General features: G+C 70.2%; 10 protein-coding genes. 4 read left to right on the top strand and 6 right to left on the bottom strand.

Features of this window, described 5'->3' with window-relative positions:
* Positions 1–1,772 precede the first annotated feature (1,772 nt).
* Positions 1,773–2,348 (bottom strand): TerD family protein, encoded by a 576-nt coding sequence (locus tag J7E96_RS32935; protein WP_214976103.1) that lies wholly within the window; start codon positions 2,346–2,348, stop codon positions 1,773–1,775.
* Positions 2,349–2,526: 178 nt separating this feature from the next.
* Here J7E96_RS32935 and arfB point away from each other — a divergent pair, with 178 nt between their 5' ends.
* Positions 2,527–2,964, top strand: coding sequence for an alternative ribosome rescue aminoacyl-tRNA hydrolase ArfB (gene arfB / locus J7E96_RS32940; protein WP_215136898.1), 438 nt, complete (start codon positions 2,527–2,529; stop codon positions 2,962–2,964).
* Here the strand turns inward: arfB and J7E96_RS32945 are convergent.
* Entirely contained in the window at positions 2,961–3,536 is a 576-nt protein-coding gene (locus J7E96_RS32945; protein ID WP_308296248.1) for a flavin reductase family protein, read from the bottom strand. The two genes, arfB and J7E96_RS32945, sit on opposite strands and share 4 nt — an antisense overlap.
* A 338-nt stretch (positions 3,537–3,874) precedes the next feature.
* On the opposite strand from J7E96_RS32945, the gene cdgB reads away from it, so the two are divergent.
* A complete protein-coding gene (gene cdgB, locus J7E96_RS32950) occupies positions 3,875–5,554 on the top strand; it encodes a diguanylate cyclase CdgB (RefSeq protein ID WP_215136889.1) in 1,680 nt (559 codons plus the stop codon).
* A gap of 110 nt (positions 5,555–5,664) precedes the next feature.
* Complete coding sequence (locus tag J7E96_RS32955; protein ID WP_215136891.1) at positions 5,665–6,681, top strand: carbohydrate-binding protein; 1,017 nt, start codon at positions 5,665–5,667, stop codon at positions 6,679–6,681.
* A gap of 12 nt (positions 6,682–6,693) precedes the next feature.
* Here J7E96_RS32955 and J7E96_RS32960 read toward each other — a convergent pair whose 3' ends face one another.
* The 4 genes from J7E96_RS32960 to J7E96_RS32975 all read right to left on the bottom strand — a co-directional run bounded on the left by J7E96_RS32960 (position 6,694) and on the right by J7E96_RS32975 (position 10,750).
* On the bottom strand, positions 6,694–7,545 hold the full coding sequence (locus J7E96_RS32960) for a class II fructose-bisphosphate aldolase (RefSeq protein ID WP_215136893.1): 852 nt from the start codon (positions 7,543–7,545) through the stop codon (positions 6,694–6,696).
* A 50-nt stretch (positions 7,546–7,595) separates the two neighbouring features.
* Positions 7,596–8,522 (bottom strand): 1-phosphofructokinase family hexose kinase, encoded by a 927-nt coding sequence (locus tag J7E96_RS32965; RefSeq protein ID WP_215136894.1) that lies wholly within the window; start codon positions 8,520–8,522, stop codon positions 7,596–7,598.
* A 114-nt stretch (positions 8,523–8,636) separates the two neighbouring features.
* Positions 8,637–9,782 carry an N-acetylglucosamine-6-phosphate deacetylase gene (gene nagA / locus J7E96_RS32970; RefSeq protein ID WP_215136895.1) on the bottom strand — a complete coding sequence of 382 codons (1,146 nt, stop codon included), beginning with the start codon at positions 9,780–9,782 and terminating at the stop codon, positions 8,637–8,639.
* Entirely contained in the window at positions 9,782–10,750 is a 969-nt protein-coding gene (locus J7E96_RS32975) for an ROK family protein (protein WP_215136896.1), read from the bottom strand. Before J7E96_RS32975 ends, nagA begins: the two co-directional genes overlap by 1 nt.
* 216 nt (positions 10,751–10,966) lie before the next feature.
* Between J7E96_RS32975 and J7E96_RS32980 the strand changes: the two genes are divergently transcribed.
* Positions 10,967–12,181, top strand: coding sequence for an ABC transporter substrate-binding protein (locus tag J7E96_RS32980; RefSeq protein ID WP_215136897.1), 1,215 nt, complete (start codon positions 10,967–10,969; stop codon positions 12,179–12,181).
* The last annotated feature ends 44 nt before the right edge of the window (positions 12,182–12,225 follow it).

Consider the following 12,225-nt stretch of genomic DNA (forward strand, 5'->3'; position numbering starts at 1 on the left):
TCGGGCCGTCCCGGGCGCTCGAGTGTCGGTGGGCCGGGGCGGCGCGTCAAGGGCGCTCCTGCGTCGCGTCGCTACGCGATGTGCCTGCGGCCCACCCTTGACCCACCGCCCCGGCCCACCGCTAACGCTTTCCACGGGGACGGCCCAAAGAAAAACGCCCTGCACGGGGGCTCGGGGAGTGGCGCGGGTCGGTTCGGTGGCTGTCGGGTGAGTGGGGGGGCGCGGCAGGTTGAGGTGGTGGCGCGGCCCCTGGCTCGGCGGGTGCGGGGACGGCCGTTGGTGCGACATCCCCATTCCCACGCACACAAGCACGCACGTGAGCGGCGGGTTGGCCGGTCGGGTCGACGTGCGGACCGGCCGGTCCGCAGGTGTGACGCATGAGTTGAATGGGGTGACTCGGGTGGGTGTGGCGTCCGCCCCGTTCGGTGGTTGGTTGGGCTGCCAGCAGGTTGCTGGTGTGGGTGGGTGGAGGGGCGTCCAGGAGTCGGCGGTCCTGCCGATGGTGCGGCCGGACGGGCGACGACGCTCGCAGGCGGTCGACTCGACACTCTCGGCCGGGGCGTGGTGGGACGAACCCCGCACGTGACGCACATGGTTGGGCTTTTCGTCCCACTTTGAGTGATTGGGGAGCTCTCGGCCTGCGTCATGTGCGGGGTTAGTTGCACGCCAGTGGCCCGACGTAGGCGTCGAACGGCGATGAACCCGGCACTTGGCGAATCACATCGCCCCCCGGTCCCATCTGTCTCACCCCTTTCGCCTCTGGTCATCATGGGAGCGTTTCGACCCACGTCAGTTCCGCACGTCCGTGCGGATGGTCGGCTGGAGTGGCTCGTGTGGCTGACGGGCTGGGCGTGACCGCTCACCGGCCGTCGGCTAGGCGGCATGACGGGAACAGTGCACTCGGAGGACTCGGACAGGGAGCCGAGAAGTCGATTTCGACGCAGTGTGGGGCCAAGTGGCGCCTGAGCTGCCGCTCTTGGGTCGCTCCAGCAGCCCGGTTCTGGGCTCGGAATGCGACTAACCCAACACCTTATGAATCTCAACGCCCCTTCAGTCCCATCCGTCTCCGCTGTGTCGCTCCCAGCCGTCGCGGGAGTGTTTCGGCCCACGGCCAGGGAGGGGGGTGGTGTCGGTCGCCTCAATCGCCTCAATCGCCGTGTTCGAGGCGTCGGAGCGCGCGACTAACCCAGCACTTGGCGAATGACATCGCCCCTGCGGTCCCACCCGTCGCATGCGCAGCGCCTTCGGCCACCGCGGGAGTGTTTCGGTTCATGTGGGCCCCGAGGTGGCCCTTGCCGGCTGCGCCACCACCCACCCACATCAGCAACGTGCTTGTAGGTCAACCGGTCACCGGCCGGGGTGGGCGCCGAACCGGCCCGAGTCCCCCCATTGAACTGTCGCGCCCGACCCGCCACGACCATGAGTCCGCAGGTCGACCGGAGACTTCGGCCGCCCTCCGGTGTGGGTGGTCGTGTGCGTGGGAATGGGGATGTTGTACCAGCGGCCGTTCCTGCAGTCGCTGAGTCTGGGGCCGAGTCGCCCCCTCAACCTTCCGCGCCCCACTCACCGAGCCTGCCACCCGGCAACGGTGAACGGCCACTTGCCGGAGTTTCCCCGTGGGCTCCCCCCGGGGGCCGCCACACTTACGTGTGGCGGCCCCCGTCGCAGATGCGATCAACGCTCCGGGCCGCCCGAAGCACCGGGCAACGCAGTAGGGCCCTGGCCATGGCCAGGGCCCTACTCCAAACAAACAGTGGCAGACGGTCAGACGGTTAGACGTTGACGCCGAAGTCCGACGCGATGCCCGTCAGGCCGGACGCGTAGCCCTGGCCGACCGCGCGGAACTTCCACTCCGCACCGTTGCGGTAGAGCTCGCCGAAGACCATCGCCGTCTCGGTGGCGGCGTCCTCGCTCAGGTCGTAGCGGGCGATCTCGGCGCCGCCGGCCTGGTTGACGATGCGGATGTACGCGTTGCGCACCTGGCCGAAGTTCTGGCTGCGGGTCACCGCGTCGTAGATCGAGACTGGGAAGACGATCTTGTCGACGTCGGCCGGCAGGCCCGCCAGGTTGACGTTGATCGCCTCGTCGTCGCCCGCGCCTTCGCCACTGCGGTTGTCACCGGTGTGGACGATGGTCTGGTCCGGCGTCGCCTTGTTGTTGAAGAAGACGAAGTGGCCGTCGGAGTAGACCTTGCCGGTCGGGTTGACCGCGATCGCGGACGCGTCGAGGTCGAAGTCGGTACCGGTGGTCGTACGGACGTCCCAGCCGAGGCCCACCGTGACGGCGGTCAGGCCCGGGGCCTCCTTGGTGAGCGAGACGTTGCCGCCCTTGGACAGACTTACAGCCATCGGGATGTCCTCTTCCTTGAAGTCGTGCGGGCCGGTCGGACCCGTGGGGTCCGAAGCTACCCTCACCCGCTCTAACGCCAACAGGCCGCCGCAAGGTTCCAGGTCTCCACGGGAATCCGGCTCCACGGAAATGTCTCCCCGGAAAAATGGGTGACGCGGTGGGCGTGAACACGGGATCATTGGACGCATGTCCGGGCCTCATGTCATTCGCGGTGCTGTCTCCCTGCCGGAGGCAGAGCTCATGTGGCGTTTCTCCAGGTCCTCCGGACCCGGCGGACAGCACGTCAACACCACCGACTCCCAGGTGGAACTCCGCTTCGACCTGGCGAAGACGGAAGCGTTGCCTCCGGTCTGGAAGGAGCGCGCGCTGGAGCGGCTCGCTCCCCGGCTGGTGGGAGGCGTCGTTTCCGTACGGTCGTCCGAGCACCGCTCCCAGTGGCGCAATCGCGAGACCGCGCTCGTCCGGATGGCGGCCCTGCTCGCCGAAGCGACAGGCCCGCCGCCCAAGCCGCGCCGGGCCAAGAAGATTCCACGGGGCATCAACGAGCGTCGTCTGCGGAACAAGAAGGCGCGCAGTGAGACCAAGCGCGGCCGCTCGGGCGGCGGCTGGGACTAGCCCAAGTGCCGGTAGCGGCCCTTGAAGTACGCCAGCGGGCCCGCGTCTCCGCTCGCCACGCCCACCTCCAGCACCCGGCCGATCACCAGCGTGTGGTCCCCCGCCACGACCCGTTGCTCCGTCCTGCACTCCACCACCGCGAGCGCCCCGCCGATCAGCGGGGCCCCGGACGTGGCGCCGCGCGTGTGGGGGATGTCCTCGAAGAGCAGGCGGTCGCTCAGGCGGCCCTTCATCGCGAACCGCCCCGCGATGTGCCGCTGGCTCTCCGACAGGAGTGAGACAGCCCACAGCGGCTGTTCCGCCAGCAGGTCGTCCATCCGTGAGTCGTTCCGTACGCTCACCAGCACCAGCGGCGGGTCCAGCGACACCGACATGAAGGCCGTCGCCGTCATGCCGACGTCCTCACCGCGCGCCCCACTTTCCGGATCGTGCGCGGTCACGAGGGTCACTCCCGCCGTGAAACGGGACATCGCGGCCCGGAACTCTTCGCTGCTCACCCCCTCAGGATGGGGGATGGAGGCAGCCGGCTGGGCGGACTGGGCGGACTGAGTGGAGGGCCTCGTCTGGAACACACAGGGAACGCTATGCCCGCGGCTCCCCTCGCCACCATCGGGCATGGGGACCAGTACGCTCCCCTTCCGGTCCTAGGACCGGCATCGGGTCAGCCAGCAGTAGCGTCCGTATTCGCGTCCAAAATTTGCGTTCAAAAAAGCTTAGGAGCGCTCCCACTCACCCCACCCAGCCATCACAGCCCTTCATCAACTGACGTGACTTGAGTCACACAGCCGAGTAATTGCTGACCCTGTGTACCGGGTGGGCAGCTCGCTGTGATTCAGTGGCCGTGATACTGCAACAAAGTGCGGCGATGAGAATCCTGGAGTTGCTGTCGAGGTCTCGGGGAGAGCGAACAATGGAGGCCGAGTCCGAGCCGTACGTCCGCCTGGCGACGCTGCGGCAGCTGCACCAGGTGGTCGCCGACCTCAATCGGGCCACCAGCCTGGCTGACACCTTGCAGGCCGTCGCCGACGGAATAGTCGCCGGTCTGGGATACGAGCTGGCCTGCGTAAACCTCGTCCAGCCCGACGGCGACCTGGTCATCGCCGCCTTCGCGGGCAACCCCGCGGCCGAGGCCCTGATCACCGGCCGCGTCGGCTCCCGCGCCTCCTGGGAACGCCGCCTCTCCATGGGCGAGGCATGGGGTGACCTGCACTTCATTCCGCACACCGAGGGCTGGGTCCTCCTTGAGGACGACGTACCCCAATGGCACACCGACGGCCCCGAGCCCCGCTTCGCCGACGAGTGGCACCCGCAGGACCGCCTCTACGCCCCGATGTACGCGTCAGGCGGCGGGCAGGAGCTCCTCGGCGTCATTTCCGTTGACCGCCCCCGCAATGGACGCCACCCCGGCGCCTGGGGCCAGGAAGCGCTCCAGATGTACGCGTCCCAGGCGGCCATTGCGATCAGCAACGCCCGGCTTCGCGCAAACATGCAGCGCGCCCTCGTCCGCCTGGAGCGCGAGCAGCAGGCCCTGCGCGCCAGTGAGGAATCCTTCCGCCAGGCCTTCGAGTACGCCCCCAGCGGCATGGCCATCGCCGAAATGGGCGGCGACCAGCACGGCCGGCTGCTGCGGACGAACGACGCGCTGTGCCGGCTCCTCGGCCGTCCCGCCTCCGCGATGCGCCGCTATTCTTTCGCCGATCTCGTCCACCCCGAGGACATCGGCACGCTTCTCCGGACCTCCGCCGAGGGCGGGCGCGCCGAGCTGCGCCTGGGGCGGCGCGACGGGACGTACATCTGGGTGTCCCTGCGCAACTCCGTCGTCGCCGACACCACCGACGGGCCGCGCTTCCTCCTCACCCACGTCGAGGACATCGAGGAGCGCAAGCGCCACGAGCTGCACCTGGCCCACCGCGCCTCGCACGACTCGCTCACCGGCCTGCCCAACAGCGCCGAGCTGCGCTCGCGCCTCGCCGCCCGGCTGTGCCGCCGCCCGCACTCCGTGCGCGCCACGGCGATCGAGGCCCTGGACGCGGCGTACGGCGAGCCGGCCGCGCCCGGGAGCGCCGTGCCCGAGCACGACTTCGACTACAACCCGCACACGGACGCGGGCTCCTACGACCACCACGTCCACATGTTCGCGCCCACCTCGGACGCCGAGGGAGGGGGAGGCGGCGGCGCCGTCGACGACGGCACGAAGGGTCTGGCCGTGCTCTTCTGCGACCTGGACGGCTTCAAGTCGATCAACGACCGGTTCGGGCACCACACCGGCGACGCCGTCCTGATCGAGGTCGCCCGCCGCCTGACGACGTGTGTACGCGACGGCGATACGGTCGCCCGCCTCGGGGGTGACGAGTTCGTCGTTCTCGCCGACGGTCTGGGCAGCGCGGACGCCGCCGACCTGGCCGTACGCTTGCGAAACGCCATCATTCCGCCGATCCGGGTGGACGGCAGGGCGGTCCGCGTCGGGGCCAGTTTCGGCATCGGCTGGGCGAGCTGCGGGATGTCGGCGGAAGAGGTGTTGCAGTCCGCTGACCAGCGGATGTACGTGGAGAAGCGCTCCCGTGCCAAGGTTCACAGGCGAGCGGGCTGACGGACGCCCTATTACCGCACTGTGTTGTACGCCAAACCTTCGGGTTGCCCATTCGGGGTAGGCTCGCCCGGTCGGCGACGGCTGGCGAACATGGTGAGGAGTGACCAGGGATGACTGCCGCGAACAACGGCACGAGCACGCCTGAGGACGACGATCCGTTCGGCTACCTCTACGAGGACGGACAGGCAGCGGGCGCGGTCTCGCCCCGCTCGGGAGGCTACGGCTACCCGGGTCCGGCCTCGCAGCCAGGGGTGCCCAGAACCTCGTACCACCAGGTGGGAACGGTCGGCCAGCGGCAGTACGGGCAGCAGCAGTACGGCCAGCAGCAGTACGGCCAGCAGGTGCCCCCGCAGCAGGCGTACGGCCAGCAGGCCCAGCAGGGTCAGCAGAACTACAGCCAGCCCAACGCCCACTACGCGGCCCCCGAAACGCAGCCCGGCGGCGCACCCACCCGCCAGGTCTCGTACAGCGGCGGCATTGGTGGTGGCGGTGGCCGCGGTGGCGGGCCCAACACCAAGGGTCTGCTGATCGGCGCGCTGGCGGTGGTCGCGGTCGTCGTCATAGGCATCGGCATCGCCCTGTTGACCAGCAACAACAAGGACGACAAGAACCCGCAGGCCGGTGACACCGGCGGCGGCGGCTCCAGCGCCGGTCAGACGGTCAAGCCGAGTGAGGACCCGAAGGACAAGCCCGAGAAGGAGGCCGTCGAGCTGCCCAAGAAGGACGCGGCTCTTCTCCAGCTCTCCGGTTTCTCCACGGACACCACGATCCCCGGCGCCAGGTCGTCGAGCGGCGCGTACGTCCCGCTGAATACGCCGGGCGCCTCGGCGACCTGGACGGTGAAGGTGCCGAAGGCCGGGGCGTACACGCTGTCGATCGACTACGGCGTGCCCGGCAAGGACGCGAAGACCTCGCTGACCGTCAACGGGAAGCCGCACAGCGGTGGCCTGAACATGAAGAACTTCGCCCACGCCAAGGAAGGCGCCTGGGACAAGGGATGGACGAACACGTACGCCTGGGTCAACCTCGCCGAGGGCGACAACACCTTCGTCATCTCCTGCGGCGCGGGCGACCAGTGCGAGGCCAACCTCGACCGGCTGGAGCTCAAGGCGGGCCACATCCAGTAACCCCCGTTTTCTTCAAGGGCGCATCAGCCCCAGGAAGTGCCGCACCGTCCCGGTCATCGCCTCGCGAGCCGGGGCGATGTACTTCCTGGGGTCGACCGTTGTCGGGTTGGCGGCCAGGTACTCCCGTACCGCGCCCGTGAAAGCCGTGTTCAGGGCCGTGCCGACGTTGATCTTGACCATGCCCGCCGCCACCGCCCGCCGGATCTCCTCGTCCGGTACGCCCGACGAGCCGTGCAGCACCAGCGGAACCGGTACGGCCTCGCGCAGGGTGGCGATCAGGTCGTGGTCCAGGGCCGCCGTGCGGTCCGTCATCGCGTGGGACGAGCCCACGGCCACGGCCAGGGCGTCTACGCCCGTGTCGGCCACGTAGGCCTTCGCCTCCGCCGGGTCCGTGCGTACGCCCGGCGCGTGCGCGTCCAGCGGCGGCTCGCCCTCCTTGCCGCCGACCTTGCCCAGCTCCGCCTCGATCCAGATGCCGCGCTCGTGGCCCCAGCGGACCGCGTCCGCCGTGGCCTTCACATTGTCGCCGTACGTCAGCTTCGACGCGTCGAACATCGCCGAGCTGAAGCCCGCCGGGTGCGCCGCGCGCAGCAGCTCGACCGACTCGACGTGGTCGAGGTGGAGGGAGAGCGGCGCGGAGGAGGCGCGGGCGACGGCCGTCACGGCCGCGGCGATGGCGGTGAGGCCGCCGCCGTGGAACTTCACGGCGTTCTCGGAGATCTGGAGGACGGCGGGCGCGCCCGCCCGCTCCGCGCCGGCCGCGATCGCCTCGGCGTGCTCCAGCGTGATGACGTTGAAGGCGGCGACGGCGTGGCCCGATTCCCGGGCGGCGCTGACGAGTTCGCCGGTGCTGACTAGTGGCATGCGATCCCCTGGTGCTGGTGGGTGGGCATAGGGAGTAAGCGTGGGTGTGGTTACGCCGCCGTGGCGGGTGCCGTGATTTTGATCTGTGGGAGCAGGGCTTCGTACGTCGTGACGTCGAACTCGCCCGCCGCCGGCGCCAGCACCGTCGCCGCCGACAGCGCCACCGCCCGCGCCAGGCGGTCCGGCCAGGGCAGCCCTTCCACCAGCCCCGAGAGCAGCCCGGCCACCGCCGAGTCGCCCGCGCCGGTCGGGTTGCCCTTCACGCGGGCGGGCGGGGCCGCCTGCCAGAGGCCCTCGGGGGTGGCGGCGAGCATGCCGTCCGCGCCGAGGGAGGCGACCACGGCGTGCGCGCCCCGGCGGCGGGCCTCGTGGGTGGCGCGCAGGGGGTCGCGGGAGCCGGTGAGCTGCGCGAGTTCGTCGGCGTTGGGCTTCACGACGTCGGGGCGGGCGGCGATGCCCCGGCGCAGCGGTTCGCCGCTGGTGTCCAGGAGTACGGGGACGCCGGCGGTGCGGGCGCGGCGTATCAGATCGGCGTACGCGCCGACATGGATGCCGGGGGGCAGGCTGCCGCACAGGGCCACCGCCCGGGCCCCGCGCAGGAGTTCGGCGTACGAGGAGAGGAACGCGGCCCACTCGTCGGGAGTGATGGCCGGTCCCGGCTCGTTGAGCTGGGTGGTGTCGCCGGTGGTGGCGTCGACGACGGCGATGGTGCGGCGGGTGTTGCCGCTGACGGGGACGAGCGCGTCGGTGGGGGCCAGAGGCGCCAGCAGGTCGCGGAGTACGGCGCCGCAGGGGCCGCCCGCGAAGCCCGTCACCACCGTGTCGTGGCCCAGCGCGGCCAGCACGCGGGCGACGTTGAGGCCCTTGCCGCCGGGGCGTTCCGCGACATCGGTCACCCGGTGGGAGGCGTGCGGTGTGAGGGCCGGCACGCGGTAGGTGATGTCGAGTGCCGTGTTCAGCGTGACCGTCAGGATCACCCGCGGAACCCCCGTAGAGACCGGAGAGAGCGCTTACCGTTTCGCTCCCTTCGGGGCGATCATGCCAAAAAGAAAGCGGTTGGCCCAGGGCCCGGGCCAACCGCTGCCGGCTGCTTACGGCTCAATCACCCAGGCGCCCTTGCGCATCACGCCCTTGAGCGTGAAGTCCGCGTCCAGGACCACCAGGTCCGCGTCCTTGCCCGGCTCCAGCGAGCCGACCCTGTCGTCGACGCCGAGCAGGCGGGCGGGGTTGGCGGAGACCGACCGTACGACGTCCTCGACCGGCAGCCGGTCGATGGTCACCGCACGCTTGAAGGCGGTGTCGAGGGTGAGCGTGGAGCCCGCGATCGAGCCGCCTTCGGCGAGCCGCGCGACGCCGTCCCTGACCTCGACCTCCAGCGGGCCGAGCAGGTACGTACCGTCGCCGAAGCCCGCCGCGTCCATCGCGTCTGTGATGAACGCGACCCGGGCGGAGCCCGCCCGGTGGTAGGCCAGTTCCAGCGCGGCCGGGTGCAGGTGGGTGCCGTCGTTGATCAGCTCGACCGTGACCCGCTCGTCTTCGAGCAGTGCGGCGATCGGACCGGGTGTGCGGTGACCGAGCGCCGGCATCGCGTTGTAGAGGTGCGTGGCGACCGTCGCGCCCGCGTCGATGGCCTCGACGGTCTGCTCGTACGTCGCGTCCGTGTGGCCGATCGCGGCGATCACGCCGTGCTCGGCGAGCAGCCGCACCGAGTCGATGCCGCCGGGCAGTTCGGTCGCCAGCGTGACCATCTTCGCCGTGCCGTGCGCCGCGTCGATCAGCTTGCGGACCTCGGCCGGGTCGGGGTCGCGCAGCAGGTCCTCGCTGTGCGCGCCCTTGCGGCACGGGGAGATGAACGGGCCCTCGAAGTGGATGCCGGCCAGGTCACCCTGCTGGACCAGCTCGGAGAGCAGCGCGGCCTGCCGGGTGAGTACGTCCATCTCGCCGGTCACGGTCGACGCGGCGATGGTCGTGGTGCCGTGCTCGCGGTGCGTCTGTACGCCCTTGAGTACGTCCTCGGCGGTGCCGGAGGTGAAGGACGCGCCGCCGCCGCCGTGCACGTGCATGTCGACGAAGCCGGGCACGATCCAGTGGCCGGAGAGGTCCAGGGCCGGGGTGTCCGCCGGGGCGGCGCCGGCGATGCGGGTGCCCTCGATGATGACCCGGCCGTTCTCGACGGTCCCGGTGGGCAGCACCACCCGGGCGCCGGAGAGAACCTTGCGTGCAGCGCGTCCGGCCATCAGGCGGATACCTCCGTGGCTTCCTGGGATCCGTGGGATTCGAGGGATTCCGTGGCGAGAAGATCCCAGGCGAGGAGCCCCGCGCCCAGGCATCCGGCGGTGTCCCCGAGGGCCGCCGGAACGATCGAGGGCAGTTTCTGGAACGTGACGCGTTCCGCGACGGCCGCCCGCAGTGGTGTGAACAAGGTTTCCCCCGCCTCGGCCAGTCCGCCACCGATGATCAGCGTGCGCGGGTCCAGGAGGGTGAGCGCGGTGACGAGCCCGTCGGCGAGCGCGCCGATGGCTTCCAGCCACACCTCGCGGGCTCGCGGGTCACCCGACTCGACGGCCTTCGCGCAGTCGGCCGCGTCGGCGTCCGGGTCGCCGGAGGCGGCGGCCCAGGCGGCGGACACGGCGGAGGCGGAGGCGAAGCGCTCCAGGCAGCCGCGCTGGCCGCAGCCGCACAGGGCGCCGCCGGGACGTACGACGATGTGGCCGATCTCGCCGGCGCAGCCGTGGGCGCCGGACTCGATGACGCCGTCGATGCCGATGGCGCCGGCGATCCCGGTGCCGAGCGGTACGAACAGGAACCGGTCCGCGCCCCTGCCCGCCCCGATCCGCCCTTCGGCGAGGCCACCGGTGCGTACGTCGTGGCCGAGCGCGACCGGCACGCCGTGCAGCTTCTCGCTGAGCAGTTCGCGCATGGGTACGTCGCGCCAGCCCAGGTTGGCGGCGTACACCGCGATCCCGTTCTCGGCGTCGACGATGCCGGGCACGGCGACGCCCGCGGCCGAGGCGGTTTCGCCGTACCGCTCCTCGCCGTACGCGCGCAGCTCGGCGGCGAAGCCGGTGATCGTCTCGACGACGGCGTCCGGTCCCCGCTCCCTGCCGGTGGCCCGGCGGGCCTCGTGCAGCAGTACGCCGTCCGTGCCGACCAGCGCGGCCTTCATCCCGGTGCCGCCCACATCGAGGGCGATGACGTGTTTCACAGGGACAGTCTCGCGCGTAGACCCTGGAAAGGTCTAGTCCACTTCGCCCGCAGGTGTTGCACAAGTGAGACCGCACTGGTGTAGACCTCACGGCACGGACTGGGAGAAAATCGCAGCTCACACGCATGTCGGACAACGAATAAACGAATCAGTAGGTGGAAAAGAGCTGTGCACCGGCGCTTCTTGGATTTGGCCGCGACAGTGGTGGCACTGGGCATGACAGTGGCCCTGGCGGGATGCGGAAGCTCGGAAGGCGGTGACGTCACGCTCAAGTTCGTCGCGGCGGACTACGACCCCGAGGGCGGCGACAGCACCAAGCAGTACTGGGACGGCGTCGCCACCGCGTTCGAGGCCGAGAACAAGGGCATCAAGGTCGACGTCTCCATCTACGACTGGAAGGACGTCGACCGCAAGGTCGCCGAGATGGTCGAGGCCGGCAACGCGCCCGACATCGCGCAGATCGGTGCGTACGCCGACTACGCGGCCGACGACGCGCTCTACTCCGTCGACGAGATGCTCTCCATCCCCGTACAGGCCAACCTGCTCGCCCCGCTCGCCGAGGCGGGCGAGGTCAGCCGGGTCTCGTACGGCATCCCGTTCGTCGCCAGCACCCGTCTGCTCTTCTACAACAAGGCGCTCTTCACCCAGGCCGGCCTCGAACCCCCCAAGTCGTGGGACGAGATCGAGAGCAGCGCCAAGGCGCTCAAGCAGCGCGGCGTGACGTACCCCTTCGCGCTGCCGCTGGGCAACGAGGAGGCGCAGGCGGAGGCCATGATGTGGATGCTCAGCAACGGCGGCGGGTACACCGACCAGGTCGGTACGTACGCGATCGACTCCGCGCAGAACATCGAGGCCTTCAGCTGGCTGAAGGACACCCTCGTCGACGGGCGGCTGACCGGTCCCGTCGCGCCGGGCAAGCTCGACAGGAAGCCGGCCTTCACGGCGTTCGCGAACGGCCAGGTCGGCATGCTCAACGGCCACCCCTCCCTCCTCCAGCAGGCCGCGAAGAAGGGCGTCGAGGTCGGCATGGTCCCGCTGCCGGGGCCCGACGGCAAGGCGAGGTCGAGCATGGGCGTCGCCGACTGGATGATGGGCTTCAAGCAGCACGGCCACGGCAAGCAGATCGGCAAGTTCCTCGACTTCGCGTACAGCGACGAGAACGTCCTGGAGTTCGCCGACCAGTACGACCTGCTGCCGGTCACCGTCTCGGCGTCCGAGACGATGGCCGCGGACCCGGCGCACAAGGAACTGTGGCCGTTCCTGGAGGCGCTGCCCCAGTCGACGCTCTACCCGGTCGGCAAGACGTCGTGGGCGAAGGTCAGCGAGAGCGTCAAGAAGCAGATCGGGTCGGTGGTCGCGCCCAACGGCGACCCGGCGGGGACGCTTGGGGCGATTGGGCGGGACGCGGCGGCGACGGAGAACGCGGAGTAAGGATGAGTGAGGCGTTTTGACGCCGTCCTAGACCCGTACTTCGC

Source organism: Streptomyces sp. ISL-96, from assembly GCF_018614035.1.
Classification (GTDB): Bacteria; Actinomycetota; Actinomycetes; order Streptomycetales; family Streptomycetaceae; genus Streptomyces.

What these genes read in the sequence shown, in the direction of transcription:
- J7E96_RS32955 (WP_215136891.1), top strand. Translation starts at nt 5,665, where the DNA reads ATGACTGCCGCGAACAACGGCACGAGCACGCCTGAGGACGACGATCCG.
- J7E96_RS32980 (WP_215136897.1), top strand. Translation starts at nt 10,967, where the DNA reads ATGACAGTGGCCCTGGCGGGATGCGGAAGCTCGGAAGGCGGTGACGTC.
- nagA (WP_215136895.1), bottom strand. Translation starts at nt 9,782, where the DNA reads ATGGCCGGACGCGCTGCACGCAAGGTTCTCTCCGGCGCCCGGGTGGTG.
- J7E96_RS32960 (WP_215136893.1), bottom strand. Translation starts at nt 7,545, where the DNA reads ATGCCACTAGTCAGCACCGGCGAACTCGTCAGCGCCGCCCGGGAATCG.
- cdgB (WP_215136889.1), top strand. Translation starts at nt 3,875, where the DNA reads ATGGAGGCCGAGTCCGAGCCGTACGTCCGCCTGGCGACGCTGCGGCAG.
- J7E96_RS32935 (WP_214976103.1), bottom strand. Translation starts at nt 2,348, where the DNA reads ATGGCTGTAAGTCTGTCCAAGGGCGGCAACGTCTCGCTCACCAAGGAG.